Consider the following 20,789-nt stretch of genomic DNA (forward strand, 5'->3'; position numbering starts at 1 on the left):
AAGAGCAAATAATCCGGGGCCTCCAGCTAGTGAGATGTCGCGGGGCCATCATTGTTCAGTAGCTGCTGAAATTGGTCCGAAGAGACCGCGTGGGAAATCAGGAAGCCTTGCACCTGATTGCAGTCGATTTTGCGCAGCAACGCCAATTGTTGAGGCGTTTCCACGCCTTCGGCGACCACCGTGAGGCCGAGTTTGCGGCCCAGCGCGATGATGCTCGCCAGCGCCTGGGCGATGCCTTCGTTGTCGTGGCTGCCCTGCACCAGCGCCTGGTCGATCTTCAGTTCGGTAAACGGTGTGGAGACCAGGTTGAGGTACGAGCTGTAGCCCTTGCCAAAATCATCCTGGGACAAGCCGAAGCCTTTGATGCGCAAGCGACAGGCGCCGGCGTAGAAGTTGCTGATGTCCTGGGGCACCGAGCATTCCATCAACTCGAAGCAGATCATCCCCGGGATGCCGTCGTGGTGCAGCACGAACTCCAGCAAGCGGTCCGCCAGGTCATGGCTGTTGAGCAGGTGCGTGGGCAAGTTGATCGCCACCGGGATTTCATAGCCGCGCTGGCGCCACTGCTCCTGGGCGTGAATCGCCTGTTTGAGTACCAGCCACAACAGCCGTTCTTCCAGCTCGAAGGCCTTGATCGCCGGCAGGAACGCGGCCGGCAGCATCACGCCTTGCTCGGGGTGCAACCAGCGCACCAGGGCTTCGGCGGCGACGATACGCCCGTTGGCGAGGGATTTTTTTGGCTGGAACCAGGCTTGCAGCTGGCCACTGCTCATGGCCTGCACCAGCGTCTGGCGGTCGATGTCCAGGTGTTCGGGCAGTTCGGGGGAGGGTTTGCGCACGGTGTTCCTGAGCTGATCGACCAGGTTGCGTAACGCGTCGGCGTTAACCGGCTTGGAGATCAGCCCGATCACTTGCACATCGAGGTTTTTCGCCACCAGGCTGGCGGCCATCAGCATGCGCCGCGAGGCGGCGCTCATGATCGCCAGGGCCGGCTTGCAGCGCAGGTTGGCCAGGCACTGGATAAATTGCACGCCGTCCATGCCGGGCATCAGCAGGTCGGTCAGGACCAGGTCGAAATCGCGCTGGCGCAAATGCTCCAGCGCTTGCTTGCCGTCCTCGGCGGTTTCCAGCCTGAAATCCCCCAACTCACTGAGCAAGTGCTGCAGGTAGATGTGCTGCAGGGGATGGTCCTCAACAATCAAAATACTAAGGGGCTTCATGGGTGATCCGTGCATAAGGCGCCAGGGAGTTGAATAGAGCCCGCAACGCAAAGGGTTTGACCAGGCAATGGTTCATGCCGGCGGCCAGGCACAGGTCGGCCTCGCCGCGCATGGCGTTGGCGGTGGCCCCGATAATCGGCAACGGGCAGCCTTGGCGGCGCAGTTCGCGCGCCAGTTCATAGCCGTTGATGTGGGGCATGTTCACGTCCGTCAACACCACGTCGAAGTTACCGGCGGTGTACAGCTGCAACGCTTCCTGACCATCGGCCGCCAGCTCCACGGTGCAGCCGAGTTCTTCGAGTTGGTCACGCAAAATCAGCTGGTTGATGATGTTGTCTTCGGCCACCAGCAGGTGCAGGTTGAGTTTGTTCAGGTCACGCTGGCGCGTGTGCTCATCGGCGCGGGCCACCCACAGCCCTTGCGCCTGGCTCACGGCCTGATGAATCGCACCCAGGTGGTTGAGGTTGACGTGCCAGGCACCGCCTTCGGCTTCCACGCTGGTGCAGGCATTGCTGCTCACGTGAATCACCGGCCCCGGCCATTCGGGCGCCAGCAGCGGGTCGACGCTGCCGGGGTGCACTTGCAGCAGCAGATGGGTGTCCGGCAATGTCGGCAGGCCGGCCTGGGCCCTGGCGCCCCAGCGGCGCAGCCAGCCGCTGACCGAGTTGGCCAGTTCCGGGATCGGCGACGTCACGTAGATGGTCTCGGGCAACAGCGCGGTCATCGGCGTGGTCGGCGCTTCTTCCAGCGGCAGGATCAGGCTGAAACTGCTGCCCAGGCCCAGTTCGCTGACCATGCGGATGTTGCCGTTCATCAACTCGGTCAGGCGCTGACAGATCGGCAGGCCCAGGCCGGTGCCGGCCACCACATTGGTGTTGCCTTCACTCTGGTAAAACGGCTCGAAAATCATCGCCTGGTCTTCCTGGGCGATGCCTTTGCCGGTGTCCGAGACCTGCCACAACAGGCTGGAGCGTTCACCGTCACGGCCCAGCACCTTGACCCGCAATACCACGCGGCCATAGTCGGTGAACTTCACCGCATTATTGAGCAGGTTATTCAGAATCTGGCGGATGCGCGTCACGTCGCCGATCAGCCGTTCGGGCAGCTTCGGGTCGAAGCAGGCATACAGCTGCAAACCTTTGCCCTGGGCGGCTGCGGCATAGCCCTGAATGATTTCATGCACCAGCTCCAGCGGTGAAAACTCGCTCATTTCCAACGCCAGCTGCCCGGCTTCGATCTTCGACACATCGAGCACGTCGCAGATCAGCTGCAACAAGGTCGACGACGAGCCTTCGATGGCATGCAAGTAGTCCCTTTGCTGCGCATCCAGTTGTGTGCGCGCCAGCAGTTCGAGGGTGCCGAGCACGCCATACAGCGGCGTGCGGATTTCATGGCTCATGGTCGCCAGGAACAGGGTCTTGGCGGCGTTGGCGGCGTCCGCCGACTGGCGTGCTTCTTCCAGCGCCGCTTCGACCTGCTTGCGCGCACTGATATCGCTGAATGCGCAAAACAACACGTCTTCGCCTTTATAGCGGGTGGGCGCACTGCTCAGGTACAGGTGGCGGCCGTCGATGGTTTCAAAGTAATCACTGCGTTCGCACGGGCCTTGGGTGAAGGCTTGCTCGATCCAGCCGGCCCGCAGCGCCTCGCGCTCGGGGCCGTTGCCCAGCCATTGCTGGGCCAGGGTATTTTCCAGCACCACCTGGCCGTCGGTGCGGCGCAGCACGCAAAGGGCCACGGGCGCGATCTGGATCACATCGCGGCCAAAGGCTTCGCTTTCGATCAACGCCTGGATGCGATGAATCGACGGAATAATGAAACGCTGGTCGACGCGGCGCATCACCAGCCAGATCAGGGTCAGGCTCATCAGGCAGAACAACAGCGAGCCGAGCAGCTGTTTCCACAGGCCGGTGACCACCGCACGCAGGTCGATGGAATACATCAGTTGCCATTCCGAGGACTTCAAGTGTTTGCGGATCACCAGGTGGTCGGGCAGCAAGCCGTTGCCGACAAAACCGAAAAAGCTTTCTTCGCCGGGCCGCAAATGTTGCTGTTTGAGCTGGGTGTCGGTGCTGTTGGTGAACACCAGCATGCCTTGGGAGTTGAGCATCATGAACTCACCGGCACTCTGGTCGCTGAGGGTGATGGACACTTCACGGCTCTCCATCTCCAGGCCCAGCCAGCCGGAGTCGGGGTCGTGTTCGTCGAGGCGGCTGAAGAGGTACAGGTGCGAATGGCCTTCGGTGTTGTCGCTCAGCCACAACTCGTTGAGCGTCGCCGTGTCGTTGTGCTGCAAGGCCTTGAGGCGGTTGAGCATGCACTTGGAAATCGGCAGTACCTGTGGGGTGGCGTCATACAGCCGCGTCACCTGTGGGCTGGGGCCGGCGTTCACATACAGCAGGTTGAGCTGCTTGGCCTTGAGGTAGTCGCGCATGCGTGCGGTCAGCCAGATGCTCCACTGGTTGCCGGGTGTGTTGCCCAGTTCCAGGTGTTGTTCTTCCGCGGAGGAGGGGTAGAGCCTGGACTGCTTGCGCACCGCCGACAGGCTCAAGCTTTGCAGCAGGGCCTCGCGGTTGGTGAAAAAGGTGTGGGCTTCGGCGATGGCGCTGCTCATGTAGCCGCGGCGCTGGGAAATGTCGTTGTTGAAGGTCGACAGCAGAAAGGTATAGACCCCGCTCAAGATGCCTACCAGCAGCACGCTCGCAAAAATACGAAGCAGCCTTCTGGCTGCTTCGGGTCGGGAGAGGACGGGGTTGATCTGGAGCAGGTAACTTTTCAATCGCATCGGCACAGAGTAGTGGCATATCGATGCCAACGGCATAAGACGATCCTTAAAGTCGTCGGCTACTTGTAAAACATGTCCACCACCACTGCGGCTTCAAAGGCCCCTGGAATCGGCAGGGTGCGCCAGCTCAGGTCGGCGCGAAAATCATTGCGTGCCTGGCCGGAGCCCATCAGTGTCTGCAACGTAAACCAGTCATTGAAGGGCAGGCGCTGATCGCTGTCGGCGCGAGACAATGAGATACCCACCGAGCTGTTGTTGGCCGGCACCAGCAAGCCGTTGATGACACTGCCGCCCCCCGGGGTGGTGGCGAAGCGTGCATTGACGGTGTAGGGCGTATCACAGACTTTGCGCAGGCTGAGGTTGAAGTTCGCGGTGCTGGCCACGGCGCCGACCTGCGCTTTGCGTGAGGGCGTGGGGAAGTTGACCACACTGGGGGTAATGGTCAGTTCCGGGGCGCAGGGCACGAAGCGGATGTCGTTCATGCCGGTGACGATGTAGTTGAGGTTGCTGTTGGGGTTGGTGTTGAGCCCGCGTACGCCGTCGAGCTGGAACACGCGATATTGCGCCAGGGTGCTGGCTTGACCGCTGGGCGGTGTCTTGCCGTATTTTTCGATGAATACACTGAAGTTCAGGGTAAAGCGTGCCTTGTCCCAGCCTGTGCAATTGGACCAGTTGCAACCGCGGTCCGAGTAAAAACCGGTGCCGACCTTGCCGGTGCTTTGGGTGATGGGCGCGTTGTTGTACCGGATGCCTACGCGGATGCCTTGGCCGATGCTGACGTTGGCCGGGTTGACGTAGAAATACACTTCTTCGCGGCCGTGATTGCGGTCGTCCTTGCACAACACATTCGTGGAGCGTGGGCCCGACTCCCAGATGATCGTGCCGTCCGGTGCATCAGCCGCAACCGCCAGTGAGGTGCCAAGCGGGTTGATATCGACATAGGCGCCGCTGCCATCTTCGACGCACGACAGCGCATAGCTTGTGGCGGGGAGGGCCGCGCAGCCGCACAGCAGCAGGGGCAGTAAACGTTTGGTGAGCGACATAAATGCAAGTTTCCTGCGATTGATCACTTGAGCACCGCGCTATGGCGGGCCTGCAAACCGATATCGTTGATGTCGGTGAAGTGAAGGGTGGACCCGGTAGGCAAGGCGGTCGCTGTACTCAGGCGCTTGCTCTCATGGGGTTTGAGCAGCAGGTAATCGCTGAGCGGCTGGGTGTCCGTTTGCACATTGATCAACGACAGGTGGAATGCGCTTGGGTTGTGGGCGATGACGCTGTGCCCATCGCTGCTCCACACCAACTGCTGCAGCGCCTCGGCCGAGCCACCCTTGAGCGCGGGTGGCCGATAGAACAGCTTGAGCCGTTGGCGTATCGCAAACTGCACGCTGTTGGGGTCGGCGGATTTGAGCGGAATCTCCATGATATTGAGCCAGAACAGCGATTCTCGATCGGCGGGCAGGCCTTCACCGGCATACAAGATGCGCAGCCTGTGATGCTCGCCGGCGCCCAGTTGCGCCAACGGCTCGGTGGCAGCAAACGGCACAGGGTTGCCAGGCGATTCGTCTTCAGCGGTGATCCAGGTTTGCACCACCACTTCTTGTGAGGCCGGGTTGACCACACTGATGCCGGCGGCCTTGTCCTGGCCGTAATAAATCAGGCGTGTGCCTTCGATCTTCAGCGCCGCGCTGGCCGGCGGTGGCGCGAGCACCAGCAGCCCGCCGGCCAGCAGCATCATTCTGAGTAAAAACATGAACACAAAAATTCCATGGCAGCGTGTGGGAACGCAGGCATGGTAGGGGCGGGTGAGTGCGAGGGCTTTGAGGCGATTCTTAAAAGTGCACAGTGGCCGTTTCAGAATCGCCTTAAAGGCATGTTCGAGCCCCGACAGTTACCGTGTTCGACGTTGAATGATCGACGCTGATGCCCAACTGTCAGGTTTACCCTATGTCCAATAAAGCCTTACGCCTTTTGATTGCCGATGCAGACCTGCTGCAGCGGATCAAGCTGGAGAATATGCTCAACCAGCTGGGCTACCACCGCATCGCCCCCTTGAGTTCGTTCGACGAATTGCAGGCGTTGACGCGCTCCGGTTGCGTGGCGTTCGACCTGTTGATCATCAATACGGCGCTGGTGCGTTCGCGGCAGGTCAACCTGTTGAAGTACTGCCATGACAACCCATTGATTCGCCATACGCTGATCTACGACGGGCAATGCGCACTGAGCTCGGTGGTGTCGGTGTCGGTGAGCCAGACCTTGCACCTGTCGCTGTCGCAATCGCCGGACTTCAACTCGCTGCGCCGCTGCATGGAGATTGTCGACCCCCAGCATAGCCTGCCGACGGTTGAGCGACCGATGTTGCGCGCCGTCGACAGCCGGGTCGCTGCACCCACGACGGCTGCGCGTAGCGTTTACCTGGGCGACCCGGCAGTGATGGCGTGCGCCGTCGGGTTATCGCCCAAGCGCTGAGCCGGCCTCAGGTGCGCCACACCGGCAGGTTGTCGTGGGCCAGTGCCCAATGCGGTTGACCAGGCTTGAGGCACACGCCGCCGACCCAGCGCTCATGCCCGGCATGGTCCAACCAATAAGCCTCGCCGCCCAGCACTCGATGCCCCAATGGCGTCAACGCCAACTCGCGGCGCGGCCAGTCGCGCTCGGTTGCGGTTTCGACCAGCAATGGGCCGGGGCCGTCGATCAATGGCCGCAACAGTGCATGGAACATCATGTCGCCCAGGAACGGCAGCGGCTCACGCTTGGCCATCAATTCGGCGAACACCCGGCCGAACGGTACCGGCCCGGCCTCGGCGATGTAGCGCAGCGACAAGCGTTCAGTCAGTGACAAGCCATCTTCAATGCCCGGCAATTCCTGTAGCTGACGCAGTAGCGCCGGGGCGAGAAGGGGCAGGGCCGGGTGGTTGCCTTGAGCCAATTGCGCAAGCTTGACCGGCGAGCTGTCGCAGTAAGCCGCCCAGGCCTGTCGGGCCAATTGCACCGCTGCGTCGTCGATCAAGCGACGCTGCGGCCATAACCACGCCAAGACATCGGGCGCCAGTTGGCCGATGCCGATAAAGCGTTCGACACCCGGAATACGGTCGACTTCGATCAGCTCGAGCTTTTTCGGCGCGCGCTCAAGACCGGCCAGCGCGCGGACCAGAAACAGCTGATCATAGGCGTCCGCTTCGCACCACAACACGCTGTGATCGGCGCTGGCCAGGACTTGCAGGTGGTTGTATTCATCATCGACGCGGTGCGCGACTTCAGCAGCGTCCAGCGCAAAGGCCTGGCTGATAAAGGCACTGCGCATCGCGCGGAAATCTTCACTGGGCAAATCGCGCACCGGCCCCATGCACAACGGATCGGTGAGCATGCGCAACTGCCCCTTGAACCCGGCCAGTTGCAGGCTGTGGGCAATGTCGCTGCCGCAGCGCCAGTGGGTGGTGCGGGCTTCATCGCTGGCCGCAAAGTCAGGGTGGCGGGCGGCGAAGTCGATGGCGTCGACATGCGCCTTGAGCTTGGGCCAACTGCTTAAGCCCAGCTGTTTGGCGACCTGCCATTGGGCCTGGGACAAGGTGGCGAGCGGGTCGAGGGTTTTCAGTTGCGACAACAGCTCCTTGGCGCGCTTGCGCTGCTGCTCAAGGTTGAGGCGGCCGTCGGTAGTCGAGGATGAGAGGCGTTGCGACATACGATCTCCTTGCACAAACCTTTTCCGCTTTCAGGTTGGGAGTCGTAGAAATGTGATATTCAGTCAGGATCCTGGGCGCAGCCCTTTCCGCGGAAGGTGGCGTGGAGTGCGCCAGGCACGAAATATAGGCAGTGGAGTTGTGGATTGCAAGCCGTCGAGCCGAGTACCGAGTTGATGACAGACACCGTATTGATTGAAACCCGCGCCCTCACGCGCAGGGACGAGCGGCGCCAAGTCGCGTTGCTGCAACCCACGGATTTCAGCCTGAAGCGCGCCGACCGCGTGTCCATCACCGGCTCCTCCGGCTCCGGTAAAAGCGTGTTCCTGCGCGCGCTGGCGTTGCTGGATGCACCCACTTCGGGGCAGATCCTGTGGAACCACCAGCCGATTGCGAATGCGCAGATTCCCCACTATCGCAGCCACATCAGCTACCTGTCGCAACGCCCGGCGCTGCTGGAGGGCACGGTGGAGGACAACCTGCGCTTTCCTTTCAGCCTCAAGACCCTGCGCACGCGCCGCTTCGACCTGCAAGCGGTGACGAAGCTGCTGGAACATGCCGGTAAAAGCCCGGACTTCCTGGGCAAAAACGCTGGCGACCTGTCCGGCGGAGAATCCCAGGTGGTGTCATTGATCCGCACCTTGCAACTGAACCCCGAAGTGCTGTTGCTGGATGAACCGACGGCCGCTCTAGACCCCACGTCCTCGCGCGATGTCGAGGCACTGATCAGCGCCTGGTATGCCGCCGACAACGCCCGCGCCTATATCTGGGTATCCCACGACCTCGACCAGGCCCGGCGCATGAGCGATATCCACCTGCACATGAGCGCCGGCGTTTTGAGTGGAGCGGGCCAGCCATGAATTATCAAAACCTCACCGCGCTCGACATGGGCATCGCCGCCTCGCTGATCCTCATCAACGGCGCGCTGTCGCTGTTGCTGCGTCTGGGCCTGGGCCGCCAATTGTTGTGGGCGGCCGTGCGTACCGTGGTGCAGCTGCTGGCCATCGGTTATCTGTTGGGCTGGGTGTTCGAGTTCGCCTACTGGTATGTGGTGCTGCCGCTGATGTGTGCGATGACCCTGATCGCCGGGCTTTCGGCAGCGGGGCGCGGGCGCCGCACTTACCGTGGGCAACGGGTCGACAGCATACTGTCGGTGTGGGGCAGTTCGTGGCTGGTCACCGCGGTGGGGTTGTTCGCGGTGATCCGCATCCACCCGTGGTACGAGCCGCAGTATGCGATTCCGATCCTCGGCATGATCCTCGGCAATACCCTCACCGGTGTGTCCTTGGGCATTGAGCGCATGACCCAGGAACTGACCTCGGGGCGCAATTGCATCGAGATGATCCTGGCGCTTGGCGGTTCACGCTGGGAAGCCGCCCAGGAGGCGATCCGCCAGGCCGTGCGCGCCGGGATGATCCCGACGCTGAACCAGATGACCGTGGTCGGCATCGTCAGCCTGCCCGGCATGATGACCGGCCAGGTGCTGGCCGGCGAAAGCCCGGTGGACGCGGTGCGTTACCAGATCGTGATCATGTTTCTGATCGCCGCCTCCTCGGCCTTGGGCACGGTAGGTGCGGTGCTGCTCACCTACCGTCGGTTGTTTTCCAGCAGCCATCGGTTCTTGCGCGATCGGCTAGAGGAACGCGCTTGAGCTTCAGGTGTTGGTCTGGCCGTCCTTCACATGGCGCTTTTCTGTGGGAGCTGGCTTGCCTGCGATACAGGCACCTCGGTACATCAGGTGCACAGAGGTGATGCCATCGCAGGCAAGCCAGCTCCCACATTTGCGAATCAAGCTCAGTCAGTCACACCAAAATCCAGCACCACTTTCATCGTCTGGGTCTTGTCCGCCGCCAGTTCAAACGCCTGCACCGCCTGTTCAAACGGCACGGTGTGGGAGATCACCGGTTTCACATCGATGATCCCGCGATTGAGCAAATCCACCGCCTGGGCAAACTCGCTGTGGAAACGGAAAGTACCGCGCAAGTCGATCTCGCGACTGACCAGCAGGTTCAACGGCAACGACACATCGCCGCCGAGTCCGACCGTCACCAACACACCCCGTGGCGCGATGCATTCCAGGCCATTGCGCAAGGCCTGGGCACTGCCGGAGACTTCGAACATCACCTCGAAATAGCCTTTTTCGGCGGTGTAGCGCTTGAGCGCATCCGCGCCGTCGGCAATGTTGTGAGTGCGCGTGGCGCCCATTTTTTCGGCGCAGGCGAGGGCGCTGGCGGACAGGTCCACGGCGACGATTTCACCGGCACCGGCGGCGCGCAGGCTGCCGATCAGCAGGTTGCCGATGGGGCCGCAACCGGTCACCAACACGCGTTTGCCGAACACCGCGCCGGCACGTTGAATTGCGTGCAAACCTACCGACAGTGGCTCGGCCAGCGCACCTTCGGCCAGGCTCACGTGGTCGGCCAGCCGATGCGCCTGATGCGTCTCGATCAGCAGGCTCTGGCGAAACGCGCCCTGAATATGCGGAAACGGCATCGCACTGCCGTAGAAGCGCATGTTCAGGCAATGATTCGGCAGGCCTTGATGGCAGTAGCGGCAACCGCCGCACGGGCGCGACGGCGATACGCTGATGCGCTGGCCAACCTTGAACAGCCCGGCGTCCGCACCCACGGCATCGATCACCGCTGACACTTCATGGCCGAGCACCATCGGTTCGCGCAGGCGCACGGTGCCGAAGCCGCCGTGCTGGTAGTAATGCAGGTCCGAGCCGCAGATGCCGCCACGCGCAATGCGCACGCGCAGTTGATCGGGGGCGAGGGTTTGCGGTTCGTCCTGGGGGTCGACCCGCAGGTCTTTGGAGGCGTGACAAACGATAGCGTGCATACAGTTCTCCGGTTTACAGCGACGCGGTGATACCACCGTCGACGTACAGAATATGGCCGTTGACGAAGCTGGCAGCGTCACTGGCAAGGAACACGGCGGCACCGGCCAGTTCGGCCACGTCGCCCCAACGACGACTCGGCGTGCGTTGCATCAGCCAGTCGCTGAACTCGGGGTTAGCCACCAGGTTGGCGTTCAACTCCGTTTTGAAATAGCCGGGGCCAATGCCATTGACCGTCAACCCATGGGGGCCCCAATCGATGGCCATGCCCTTGGTGAGCATCTTCAACGCGCCTTTGCTGGCCGCATACGGCGCGATGCCGGGGCGGCCCAGCTCACTTTGCACCGAACAGATATTGATAATGCGCCCACGCTTGCGCGGGATCATCGCCCGTGCCACGGCCTGGCCAACCAGAAAGGCGCTGTCCAGGTTCGTGCTGATCAACTCGCGCCAGTGTTGTTCGCTGTAGTCTTCCAGCGGCCCACGCCGTTGCATGCCGGCGTTGTTCACCAGAATCTCCAGTGGGCCGAGGCGCGCTTCGATATCCGCCACGGCGGCCTGGATCGCCGCGCTGTCGGTTACATCAAACGCCTGGGTGTGCACCGTCAACCCTTCGGCCGCCAGCAGCGCCGCCGCATCGCGCAAGGTGCTGCGGTTGCGCCCGTTGAGCACCACCTGCGCCCCGGCCTGGGCCAGGCCGCGGGCAATTGCCAGGCCGATACCGGCACTGGAACCGGTGACCAGCGCCAGCCGGCCATCAAGGCGGAAGTTGTCTAGAACGCTTTGCATGAGCTACCTCTCCTAACGCTTCACACTACCAACGACAGCAGCATGATGAACTCCAGGGCGACAAAGGGATGGACCTTGAGGTGGGTGATCAACAATATCTATCCGATAATCGTGACCCGCGCGACCAGCAGCCGATACGTGGGGTCCTTGTTCGGATTGTTATAGGCCACGCCCCGTCATATCGTGTATGAATTGGGCTTACTTCACCCCAGGCGCTGGGCAGCGTCCAATTTTCATTTGTGATCGGGTGATCACTCTTTGTGATAACCATTGCTGATAGCTGAGAGAATTTAATGGAGTTAAAGCACTTGCGCGCCTTCGTGGTGCTCGCCCAGGAGCTGCATTTCGGCCGGGCGGCGGCGCAGTTGTCGATCGTGCAGCCGGCGTTGAGCATGCAGATCAAGGTGCTGGAAAGCGGCCTGGGCGTGCGCCTGCTGGACCGTAACCGCCACTCGGTCACACTGACCGACGCGGGCCGTGCGTTTCTGCCTGAAGCCCAGGCCACCTTGCACCAGGCCGCTCGGGCGGCAGAGGCGGCGCGGGCGTCCAGCCGCGGTGAAATCGGCCGGGTGCGCCTGGGGTTTGTGTCATCGGTGCTGCCGCAATTGCTGCCGCAACTGATCCGTGCCGTGCACCAGCGTTACCCGCGTATCGAACTGGAACTCAAGGACATGCCCGGCCCCGACCAAGCAGCGGCGTTAAAAAATGGCCAGCTGGATTTCGGCCTGATGCGCCTGCCGGCCGCCCACCCCGGCGTGCAGACACGGGCGGTATTGCGTGAAAGTTTTTGCGTTGCGCTGCCGATGGATCACCCGTTGGCGGCCCTGGAATCCATCCAGCCTGCCGACCTGCTCGCGTTGCCGGTGTATATCCTCGCCAGGCGTTACGCGCCGGGGTTCTACGATGAGTTTATCCAGGCGGTCGGCATGCCCTTGGACATCGCCAGCGAACTGGGCGAGTTCACTACCATGCTCGCGCTGGTCTCCGCCGGGTTGGGCATCGGCGTATTGCCGCAGCAGGCGGCGCGGGCGTTGCCGGGCAATTGTGTGTCGCGGCCTTTGCAATTGGGCGGGTTTGAGGCCAGCACCGGGTTGGCCTGGATCGACTTGGACAGCGCGGTGAAGACCACCTTGTTCAACCTGATCGTGGAATTGTTTGGCGAGTGATTGTTTCATTGGGTGAAATGCTTGATTGTAAAGTCTGGTGATTCCATCGATCCGGGCAGCGGTGGAGTATGCGTGGTGTCAACCCCACCACTTTGGAGCCTCTCATGTCCCAGCCTGCGATCAAGCTTTATGGTTTCCCCTTGTCCGGCCATTCCCACCGGGTCGAGCTGATGTTGTCGCTGCTGGGTTTGCCCAGTGAATTTATCCTGGTCGACCTCAAGCAGGGCGCGCAGAAAGCGCCGGACTTTATTGCCAACCTCAACCGCTTCGGCCAGGTGCCGGTGATAGACGATAACGGCACGGTGTTGGCCGACGCCAACGCGATTCTGCTGTACCTCGCCAACCAATATGGCCACGGCCAATGGCTGCCGAGCGACCCCGTCGGCCAGGCTCGCGTGCAGCGCTGGCTATCGGCGGCTGCCGGGCAACTGCACGCCGGGCCCGCTGCTGCGCGGCTGGCGCTGGTGTTTGGTGCCGAAGTCGATACCGTCACGGCCATCAGCCGTTCCCATGCGCTGCTCAAGCTGGTGGAGGAGCAACTGAGCCAAAGCCGCTTTTTGGTCGGCGAGCGGCCGAGCATTGCCGATGTGGCGTTCTACACCTACGTGGCCCATGCGCCGGAAGGCAATGTCTCGCTGGCCGACTACCCTCATGTGCGGGCCTGGCTTGCCGGCATCGAGGCATTGCCGGGGTTTGTCGGCATGCCGCGCAGCGCCGTGGGTCTGCAATCAACGTAGTGTTCAAGAGGCGTGCCGATGGATCGATTTCATGAGATGCAAGTGTTCCTGGCGGTGGCCGAGGAAGAGGGTTTCGCCGCAGCTGCGCGGCGCCTGAACACCTCGCCGCCCAGCGTGACCCGAGCGATTGCCGCCATGGAGCAACGTATCGGCACGCAGTTGCTGGCACGCACCACCCGCAGCCTGCACCTGACCGAGGCCGGCCAGCGTTACCTGGAAGATTGCCGCCGTATCCTCGCCGAGCTCGATGAGGCCGAGGAAGCGGCGGCGGGCAGCTATGCCATCCCCGGCGGGCACTTGACGGTGACCGCGCCAGTGCTGTTCGGCGAGCTGTATGTGGCGCCGGTGCTGGGGGATTATCTGGATCGCTTTCCCTTGGTGAATATCAACGCCTTGCTGGTCGACCGCGTGGTCAACATGACCGACGAAGGCGTTGACGTGGCCGTGCGCATCGGCCATCTGCAGGCGCCGGGGCAGCAGGCGATAAAGGTCGGAGAAGTGCGGCGGGTGGTGTGTGCGTCGCCCGGTTACCTCGACCAGCACGGTCGGCCGCAGCGGCCTGAGCAATTGCGTGAAGCCAGGATTGTCACCTCATCATCCAGCCAACTGGTGAGTGAATGGGCCTTCGTCGACGCCGGGCGGCCATTGACGGTGCCCATCGAGCCGCGTCTGGTGGTCACGGCGAATAACGCGGCGATCAACCTGGCGCGCCTCGGCTGGGGCATGACACGGGTGCTGTCTTATCAGGTGGCGGCTGCGGTGGCGGCGGGGGAGTTGGAGGTTGTGCTGGAGGCTTTTGAGGCGCCACCGCTGCCGATCCAGGTGGTGTTCCAGAAAAGCGCCCGTGTGCCGGCCAAGGTCCACACCTTTGTGGATTTCCTCACCCATCGCCTCGGGCAGGACGCTGCTCTGAACCCGGCGATGAAGCGGCGCGGCTGATGCAACGCTATCGCGACATGCAGCTGTTTGCCGCGCTGGCCGATCAGCCCAGCCTGGCTTCGGCGGCGCGCCAGGCCCAGGTCTCCGGGCCGACCCTGATCCGCGCGGTTGCGCGCCTGGAAGCCCGCCTGCGGGTGCCGCTGTTGCAACGCAGCACACGCGGCGTGAGCCTGACCGCAGCAGGCAGCGCCTATCTGGCTGACTGTGTACGGTTGCTGGCAGCCGTCGATACCGCCGAGGCATCGGCCAAGGGCTTGCACGTGCAGGCCCAGGGCAACTTGCAGGTGTTCTTGCCGTTTCTGTTCAGCCGTTATGTGATGGCGCCGATATTGGCCAGCTACATGGACAGTTACCCCGACGTGCGCCTGGTGGCGCGCTACCACGACTATTACCCGAACCTGCACGAAGAAGGCTTGGACGTGGCGGTCCTGGTGGGCGAATTGCCCAGCTCATCGCTGATCGCCCGGCCGGTGGGGCAGGTGCGGCATATCCTGTGTGCCAGCCCCGGTTACCTCACCGCCCATGGCGAACCCCGGCATCCGGGTGAGCTTAAACAGCATCGGCTGATTGCCGGTGCCGACCCGGTGGCCTGGGATTTTCAAGGCTTGCAGCTCAAGGCCCGTGCGCGCTTGAGCTGCACCACCGTGCAAGGTGCAATCAATGCGGCGGTGCAGGGTGCAGGGGTGATTCGTTGCTTGAGTTACCCGGTTCACCAGCACCTGCTGAGTGGTGAGTTGCGCCGTGTGTTGCGTGACTTTGAACCGCCTCCGTTACCGGTGCATGTGGTGTACCGAGAGGGCCGCAACGCATCGATGCGCGTGCGCAGTTTTGTCGACCACTGTGTGGCGGCGCTGCGTGAGCATCCGGCATTTCAGTCGGTGAAATAGTGGATTGCCCAGTGTGGGCATTCTCACCCTGGCAGACAGGGCGCAGCATGGGCACATCCAACCCGAGGTGCTGACCATGAACCCCGTCGAACAATCTCCCTGGCACGCCGGCGAAAGGCATTTGCAAGCAAGCGCCGGCGCGGCTGAGCGTATGGCCGTGGTCGGGCTCAAGGTGATTCGCGATCACTTGCCGGAGCAGCATCGGGACTTTTACCCGCTATTGCCCTACCTGATACTCGGCGTGGTGGATGCCCAGGGCATGCCTTGGGCGACCATGCTTGAAGGCGCGCCGGGCTTTGCGCATTCACCCGACCCACACACCTTGCAGGTCGACAGCTTGCCGTCCAAAAGCGACCCGGCGCTTGCCGCCTTGCACACCGGCGCCAGCGTAGGTTTGCTCGGCATTGACCTGAATACCCGGCGGCGCAACCGCATGAACGGCCGCATCGGTGGTTTGGACCACGAAGGCTTTTCGGTCGACGTGGTGCACACCTATGGCAACTGCCCCAAATACATCCAGCTGCGCCCCGTCGACGGCATTGCTCGCAAGCCCGGCACCACGGTCGAGCGCCTCAGCGACCTGGACGCTGCGGCCCAAACACTGATCCGCAAGGCCGACACCTTCTTCGTCGCCAGTTACGCCGACGTGGATGGCGCACGCTCGGTGGACGTTTCACACAGAGGCGGCAATACCGGGTTTGTGCGGGTTGAAGGCAACCTGCTGACCATCCCGGATTTTGCCGGCAACCTGTTCTTCAATACCTTGGGCAATTTGCAGCTCAACCCGGTAGCGGGTTTGCTGTTTATCGATTTCGAGTCGGGCGATGTGTTGCAGGTTGCCGGGCGTACTTCGCTGATGCTTGAGGGGCCCGAGGTCGCTCGTTTCGAGGGTGCGCAGCGCTTGTGGACGGTGACGGTGGAGCAGGTCATACGCCGCCCGGCAGCATTGGCGTTGCGCTGGCAGAACTGATCGTTCCCACGCTCTGCGTGGGAATGCCGCCCCGGACGCTCCGCGTCCCGACGTCTGCGCATAGCTGAGCCTTGCGCGGTGTGACGCGGAGCGTCACGGGATGCATTCCCACGCGGAGCGTGGGAACGATCGGTCCGCCGAAATGTTGCTGGATGTTGAACTACCAGATTGAGCAGCATTCTTGGGTTAGCTTTGTTTGCCTACCGACAACAAGGACCTGTCATGCAACGCAAAGTCATCAATCCCACCTCCGTGTTCAACTCCCTGCAATACGGCTTCAGCCAGGCCCTTGAAGTGCCGCCAGGCCGGCGCATCATGCTCTCCGGGCAAGTGGGGGTGGACGCCGAGGAGCGTACCGTCGGCCCTGGCATCGCCGAGCAGACCACCACTGCCTTGGACAATATCGAAAAGGTGCTGGCCGAGGTCGGCGGCAAGCTGGCCGATGTGATCATGCTGCGCCTGTACATCGTCGAGTCCGCGCGTGAGCAGCAGGAGCCCATAGCCCAGGCGCTGCGTGAGCGCTTCCCGCACAACCCGCCGCCGTCTTCGTGGATTATCGTCAGCGGGTTGTCGTTGCCTGAGTGGTTGATCGAGATCGAGGCGGAAGCGGTGATTTGACAACGGTTTTTCGAATGGCGAGCGCTGTTGCTCGTCAGCAGTAGTCAAACCGCGAATGCCCCCGTACCATTCGCCCCCTCGCAGTGACGCGAGGTGCAGCGCCAGGAAGGCTCATCCCATGTTTGCCCTGACCGCCTGCAGTTATCTTTTTGCCCGTGTTCAGGATCCGACATGTTTTGTTTCCCCAGGCCTCAGGCCTTGTTCTTAATGGCATTAGCCTTGACGGGGTGCGGCACTCAGTCCGCGTCGCTGGTCAGTCAACCGCTGCAACCTGGCCCTCAGGAACCGGTGGCTTATCTGGTCGGGTCAATCGGCCCACAGAACTTCAACGCTTCCCCCGCACCTAACCAGCGCCTGCTGTTTCGCAAGCGCGGTTCTGAGTTCGGCGCTGCGGCGGTATGGGTCGGTATGGGGCAGCAAACGCCTCAGGATGTGAGAGACGCAGCCGGTGCCGCCAGCGTGTTCGTGCTGGCGCTCAAACCTGGAGATTATGAATTTTACGATTTTCAGTTCTTCTCCAGTAGCTATTCCCCCACCCTTGGCACCACCTACACCTCGGTCCAGGCGCGAGAAAAGTTCAACCTGCCGCTGCGCTTGCAGGCCGGCAAGGCCTATTACCTCGGAGAATTTCGTTCGCTGTGCCTCGGTGCTTCCCTGTGCGCCTTTCGTTGGCGCGATCAACAAGGCCGCGATGAACCCCTCGCGCGCCAATACGTTCCGGGCTTGCCGAGCCTGGAGGTAATGGCCCTGGATTATCGCAGCGCCGCCCCTTATATCATCGCGCCGTTACCTGTCGGCGCGGGCCAGAACACCCTGCACGAGACTCGTCCATGAACCGCCTTGTTACCCTCAGCGCCGTGGCGCTGCTGACGGGGTGTGCAACCACCCACACGCTGCCTGAGCGAGCTTTGCCTGACGGCAAGGAATACCTCAAGCCGATCCACGTCATGATCGATGACCCGCTCAATGCTGCGCAATTTCGTAACCAGCTGCGTGAAACCGGGGTGTTTCGCACCGTCGAAAGTGGCCGGGGCAACCCCGAGGACTACTCGGTGTGGGTCCGGTTCAATGTTCAGCGCGACATGCCGCCTTTTCCTCTGGTACTGCTGAGCGCGGCAACCCTGTTCCTGCTGCCCTTGTCGGTTAGCGTCGACACCACCACCGAGTTTTCCCTGCAACATAATGGCAAGCAGCTCAAGCAATACAGTTACCGCAACGTCACCCATAAATACTCTTGGCTGCTGGACGGCCCCGGCGCAATGGAGCAGCAAAACGTCCACCGCGTCGCACGCGCCTTTGCCGAAGATGTACAGCGCGACGGCCTGCTGCCTGAGGAGCATGCACAATGATCAGAGCTTCTGTGTTGGCTGTCGTGCTCGTGCTTGGCGGTTGCAGCACCGCCCTCAAACCATTGGATTACAAGGCCGAGCGCGCCTATGTACCGATGAGCGTCACTATGCCATCGCCCAAGTCGCGGTTTGAGCAGCAACAGCAGCGCGAAGTCATACAGCTCTTGCGTGATACCGGTGCCTTCAGCTTCCTTGATGGCGGCTTCAGCAAGACCGGCTATAGCCTGTTGGTGGATCAGGGCGGCGGTAAAGGGGCCGGCGTGCTACCGGCACTGCTCGGTGCGTTAACGCTGCTGACCGTGCCTGTGCCTTACACCTACGAGCGTCAGTTGCACGGCTCGTTGTACAAGGACGGTCAGCTGTTGAAGACCTACGCCTACAAGCGTGGTGGTTGGACGGCTACGACCTGGTACATCCCCATGACCGAGCCGCGCAGCGAAAGTGAAATGCTCAGTGAAATGATGCGCGACCTGGATCGGGATCACCTGATTCCCTATCAGTAATAACCGTTCGCTCGCACCACACCCGAACAACGACAGCGTATTTCAGCCGGCCTTTCCTTGGTTATGCGCAGGTGACACCGGGGGAATATCGGCTGCGACAGTCGGGCTTGGGTTAACGCTCCAGGCGCCGCCCAGTGCCGTGTACAGGTTGACCTCCGCGACCAGTTGCGCCAGCCGATCGACGATCAGCGCCTGCTGCGAACTGAATAACGAACGCTGTGCATCGAGGAACGTCAGGTTGCTGTCCACGCCGCTGCGGTACCGGTGCTGGGCCAGGTCGTAATAGGCCTGGTTGGCGGCGACGAAATCCCGTTGCGCGTCCAGCTGGTCGTTAAAGGTTTGCCGGGCGGCGAGGCCGTCGGCGACCTCCTGAAACGCCGTCTGGATCGATTTTTCGTACTGCGCCACCGTCATGTCTTTTTGCAGTTTGGCGTAGTCGAGGCTGGCGCGCAGGCTGCCGGCGTTGAAAATCGGCAGGTTGATCTGCGGCTGAAAGGTCCAGGTGCCCGCGCCGCCCTTGAACAAGCCCGACAACTCCTTGCTGGTGCTGCCGGCGTTGGCGGTGAGCGTCACCGACGGGAAAAACGCCGCCCGCGCCGCGCCGATATTGGCGTTGGCGGCTTGCAGCTGGTATTCGGCCTGGAGGATATCCGGGCGCCGTTGCAGCAGGTCGGAGGGCAAGCCTGCGGGCACGCGGGCCACCAAGTCATCGGCCAAAGGGCGCGACGGCAGATTTTCATCCACCGGGCCGCCCACCAGCAGGGCGAGGCTGTTGACGTCCTGGGCGACCTGGCGCTCATAGCGCGCCACGCTGGCGCGGGTGCTTTCCACCGCCGTGCGCGCTTGCACCACGTCCAGTGCCGAGGCCTTGCCTGCGGTTTTGCTGCGGCGGGTGAGCTGCCAGCTGTGGTCGTTGGCGGCCAGGGTCTGCTGCGCCAGGCTCAGCAACTCCTGGTCGGCGCGCCAGGTCAGGTAGGCATTGGCGACGTTGGCCACCAGGCTCAGTTGCGCACTGCGCCGCGCCTCTTCGGTGCCCAGGTACGTGAGCATCGCCTGCTCGCTGAGGCTGCGCACGCGCCCGAACAGGTCCAGCTCATAGGCGCTCAGGCCCAGGGTGGCCGAATAGTTGGAGGTGATCGCCGACTTGCCGGTGCCGGTCAGGTCGCCCGGTACTTTCTGGCGCTTGCCGGCGCCGCTGGCCGATATTGCCGGGAACAGGTCTGCCCGCTGGATACGGTACTGCGCCTGAAACGCCTGCACATTCAGCGCCGCGACCCGCAAGTCGCGGTTATTGGCCAGCGCTGCGCCAATCAGCTGTTGCAGCGCAGGGTCGTGAAACAGCTGCTGCCAGTCCGGTTTAACCGCCACAGTGCCGGCCTGTGCCAGGCTGTAGACGCCGCCCTGTGGGTACTGCAGCGGCACGGGCGCGGTGGGCCGCTGGTACTCGGGGATCAGCGAGCAACCGCCGAGCATCCAGGCCATGCCAACGGTGGTTAGGGTGAGTTTTTTCATCAGGCGCCAACCATCCATTTGGCCAGGCCATGGCGCCCACTCACGCCGAGCTTGGCGGCGGCGCGCTTGAGGTAGGTTTCGATCGAGCTGTTTTTCACACTGAGCTTTTCCGCCATTTGCGGCACGGTGCCGCCGGTCAACAGGCCCAGGCACACCTCCTGCTCACGCGCCGACAGGGTGATATCGCTGAGGGACAGACGTTTGTAGAACTCGCGCTGCAAGTGTGACTGTTCCAGCTGGCTGTGGGCCGGCTCGGCCTGGCTGTGGGGCGTCTGGCGCAAAATCTGCGCATGCCGTTCCATCAACGGCAACAGGGTGTCGGACAAGCACTTGAGAAACGACAGCTCAGCCAGGGAAAAGCCTTGTTGGGTCGGCGGGCGGTAGAACGAAATCACGCAGCGTCGGTTGCCCTGGCGCGACACCAGGTTGCACTGGTGCGAGGTGCCGCGCGGGTGCGCGCTGTTGGCCTTGGCCTTCATCTGGATCAGCAACGGGTCTTGCATGCGCAGCATTTCCCGCAGCAGCGGGTGGTCATTCAGCGCATGCACCGGCTGGGGCGCCGGCAGGTGTTTTTTCAACCCGGCGCTGCCCAGCAGCTGGATATCGACCGCGCTGTCACGCAGTTCGTCGAGGGTCCATTCACTCAGGTCGACCAAATGGATCGGTACCCATTTATCCACCAGATGCAGCATATTGGCGGCGAAAGTTTCCTGGCCGCTGTTTGAAATCAATTCACCCATTTCGGCGTAAAACTGCGGGCTGTGGGTGCCGTCAATACTAGAAGTCAGACTCATAGCC

General features: G+C 62.2%; 21 protein-coding genes. 12 read left to right on the forward strand and 9 right to left on the reverse strand.

What is annotated here, in order from left to right; translation table 11 throughout:
- Positions 1–26: 26 nt before the first annotated feature.
- The 4 genes from ASE80_RS25175 to ASE80_RS25190 are packed head-to-tail and all read right to left on the reverse strand — an operon-like array spanning position 27 to position 5,755.
- The gene (locus ASE80_RS25175) at positions 27–1,220 is read right to left on the reverse strand and encodes an EAL domain-containing response regulator (protein ID WP_056861301.1); all 1,194 of its coding nucleotides are present in this window, start codon (positions 1,218–1,220) and stop codon (positions 27–29) included.
- A complete protein-coding gene (locus ASE80_RS25180) occupies positions 1,207–4,005 on the reverse strand; it encodes an ATP-binding protein (protein ID WP_056861426.1) in 2,799 nt (932 codons plus the stop codon). Before ASE80_RS25180 ends, ASE80_RS25175 begins: the two co-directional genes overlap by 14 nt.
- A 59-nt stretch (positions 4,006–4,064) precedes the next feature.
- Positions 4,065–5,048 carry a fimbrial protein gene (locus tag ASE80_RS25185; RefSeq protein ID WP_026013883.1) on the reverse strand — a complete coding sequence of 328 codons (984 nt, stop codon included), beginning with the start codon at positions 5,046–5,048 and terminating at the stop codon, positions 4,065–4,067.
- Between the two features lie 23 nt (positions 5,049–5,071).
- On the reverse strand, positions 5,072–5,755 hold the full coding sequence (locus ASE80_RS25190) for a fimbrial biogenesis chaperone (RefSeq protein ID WP_305891259.1): 684 nt from the start codon (positions 5,753–5,755) through the stop codon (positions 5,072–5,074).
- A 194-nt stretch (positions 5,756–5,949) separates the two neighbouring features.
- On the opposite strand from ASE80_RS25190, the gene ASE80_RS25195 reads away from it, so the two are divergent.
- The gene (locus tag ASE80_RS25195) at positions 5,950–6,471 is read left to right on the forward strand and encodes a hypothetical protein (RefSeq protein WP_056861303.1); all 522 of its coding nucleotides are present in this window, start codon (positions 5,950–5,952) and stop codon (positions 6,469–6,471) included.
- A 7-nt stretch (positions 6,472–6,478) separates the two neighbouring features.
- Here the strand turns inward: ASE80_RS25195 and ASE80_RS25200 are convergent, their stop codons facing one another.
- Entirely contained in the window at positions 6,479–7,684 is a 1,206-nt protein-coding gene (locus ASE80_RS25200) for a DUF1835 domain-containing protein (protein WP_056861304.1), read from the reverse strand.
- Between the two features lie 174 nt (positions 7,685–7,858).
- Between ASE80_RS25200 and ASE80_RS25205 the strand changes: the two genes are divergently transcribed.
- Positions 7,859–8,542 carry an ABC transporter ATP-binding protein gene (locus tag ASE80_RS25205; RefSeq protein WP_056861427.1) on the forward strand — a complete coding sequence of 228 codons (684 nt, stop codon included), beginning with the start codon at positions 7,859–7,861 and terminating at the stop codon, positions 8,540–8,542.
- Positions 8,539–9,333 carry an ABC transporter permease gene (locus ASE80_RS25210; protein ID WP_056861305.1) on the forward strand — a complete coding sequence of 265 codons (795 nt, stop codon included), beginning with the start codon at positions 8,539–8,541 and terminating at the stop codon, positions 9,331–9,333. The genes ASE80_RS25205 and ASE80_RS25210 overlap by 4 nt, the downstream gene beginning before the upstream one ends.
- A 143-nt stretch (positions 9,334–9,476) precedes the next feature.
- Here the strand turns inward: ASE80_RS25210 and ASE80_RS25215 are convergent, their stop codons facing one another.
- Both ASE80_RS25215 and ASE80_RS25220 read right to left on the reverse strand, forming a co-directional pair.
- Complete coding sequence (locus tag ASE80_RS25215; RefSeq protein ID WP_056861306.1) at positions 9,477–10,523, reverse strand: L-idonate 5-dehydrogenase; 1,047 nt, start codon at positions 10,521–10,523, stop codon at positions 9,477–9,479.
- Between the two features lie 13 nt (positions 10,524–10,536).
- Positions 10,537–11,310 (reverse strand): glucose 1-dehydrogenase, encoded by a 774-nt coding sequence (locus tag ASE80_RS25220; protein ID WP_056861307.1) that lies wholly within the window; start codon positions 11,308–11,310, stop codon positions 10,537–10,539.
- Positions 11,311–11,603: 293 nt separating this feature from the next.
- Here ASE80_RS25220 and ASE80_RS25225 point away from each other — a divergent pair, with 293 nt between their 5' ends.
- From ASE80_RS25225 to ASE80_RS25265, 9 genes are all read left to right on the forward strand, one after another.
- Positions 11,604–12,476 (forward strand): LysR family transcriptional regulator, encoded by an 873-nt coding sequence (locus ASE80_RS25225; RefSeq protein ID WP_056861308.1) that lies wholly within the window; start codon positions 11,604–11,606, stop codon positions 12,474–12,476.
- A 104-nt stretch (positions 12,477–12,580) separates the two neighbouring features.
- Entirely contained in the window at positions 12,581–13,213 is a 633-nt protein-coding gene (locus tag ASE80_RS25230; protein ID WP_056861309.1) for a glutathione S-transferase family protein, read from the forward strand.
- Positions 13,214–13,231: 18 nt separating this feature from the next.
- A complete protein-coding gene (locus ASE80_RS25235; protein WP_056861310.1) occupies positions 13,232–14,152 on the forward strand; it encodes a LysR family transcriptional regulator in 921 nt (306 codons plus the stop codon).
- Complete coding sequence (locus ASE80_RS25240; protein WP_056861311.1) at positions 14,152–15,039, forward strand: LysR family transcriptional regulator; 888 nt, start codon at positions 14,152–14,154, stop codon at positions 15,037–15,039. Before ASE80_RS25235 ends, ASE80_RS25240 begins: the two co-directional genes overlap by 1 nt.
- A 76-nt stretch (positions 15,040–15,115) precedes the next feature.
- Positions 15,116–16,009 (forward strand): pyridoxamine 5'-phosphate oxidase family protein, encoded by an 894-nt coding sequence (locus tag ASE80_RS25245; protein WP_056861428.1) that lies wholly within the window; start codon positions 15,116–15,118, stop codon positions 16,007–16,009.
- A 222-nt stretch (positions 16,010–16,231) separates the two neighbouring features.
- Positions 16,232–16,627 carry a RidA family protein gene (locus ASE80_RS25250; protein ID WP_056861312.1) on the forward strand — a complete coding sequence of 132 codons (396 nt, stop codon included), beginning with the start codon at positions 16,232–16,234 and terminating at the stop codon, positions 16,625–16,627.
- A gap of 207 nt (positions 16,628–16,834) precedes the next feature.
- Positions 16,835–17,461: a hypothetical protein gene (locus ASE80_RS25255; protein WP_236708866.1), complete on the forward strand. Its 627-nt coding sequence runs from the start codon at positions 16,835–16,837 to the stop codon at positions 17,459–17,461.
- Complete coding sequence (locus tag ASE80_RS25260; RefSeq protein ID WP_056861314.1) at positions 17,458–17,976, forward strand: hypothetical protein; 519 nt, start codon at positions 17,458–17,460, stop codon at positions 17,974–17,976. Before ASE80_RS25255 ends, ASE80_RS25260 begins: the two co-directional genes overlap by 4 nt.
- Positions 17,973–18,479, forward strand: coding sequence for a hypothetical protein (locus ASE80_RS25265; RefSeq protein ID WP_056861315.1), 507 nt, complete (start codon positions 17,973–17,975; stop codon positions 18,477–18,479). Before ASE80_RS25260 ends, ASE80_RS25265 begins: the two co-directional genes overlap by 4 nt.
- 42 nt (positions 18,480–18,521) lie before the next feature.
- On the opposite strand, the gene adeC is transcribed toward ASE80_RS25265, so the two are convergent.
- Both adeC and ASE80_RS25275 read right to left on the reverse strand, forming a co-directional pair.
- A complete protein-coding gene (gene adeC / locus ASE80_RS25270; RefSeq protein ID WP_056861429.1) occupies positions 18,522–19,991 on the reverse strand; it encodes an AdeC/AdeK/OprM family multidrug efflux complex outer membrane factor in 1,470 nt (489 codons plus the stop codon).
- A complete protein-coding gene (locus ASE80_RS25275; RefSeq protein WP_056861316.1) occupies positions 19,991–20,785 on the reverse strand; it encodes a helix-turn-helix transcriptional regulator in 795 nt (264 codons plus the stop codon). Before ASE80_RS25275 ends, adeC begins: the two co-directional genes overlap by 1 nt.
- Between the last annotated feature and the right edge of the window lie 4 nt (positions 20,786–20,789).

The sequence above is a fragment of the Pseudomonas sp. Leaf15 genome (assembly GCF_001421425.1).
In the GTDB taxonomy this organism is placed as follows: Bacteria; Pseudomonadota; Gammaproteobacteria; order Pseudomonadales; family Pseudomonadaceae; genus Aquipseudomonas; species Aquipseudomonas salomonii.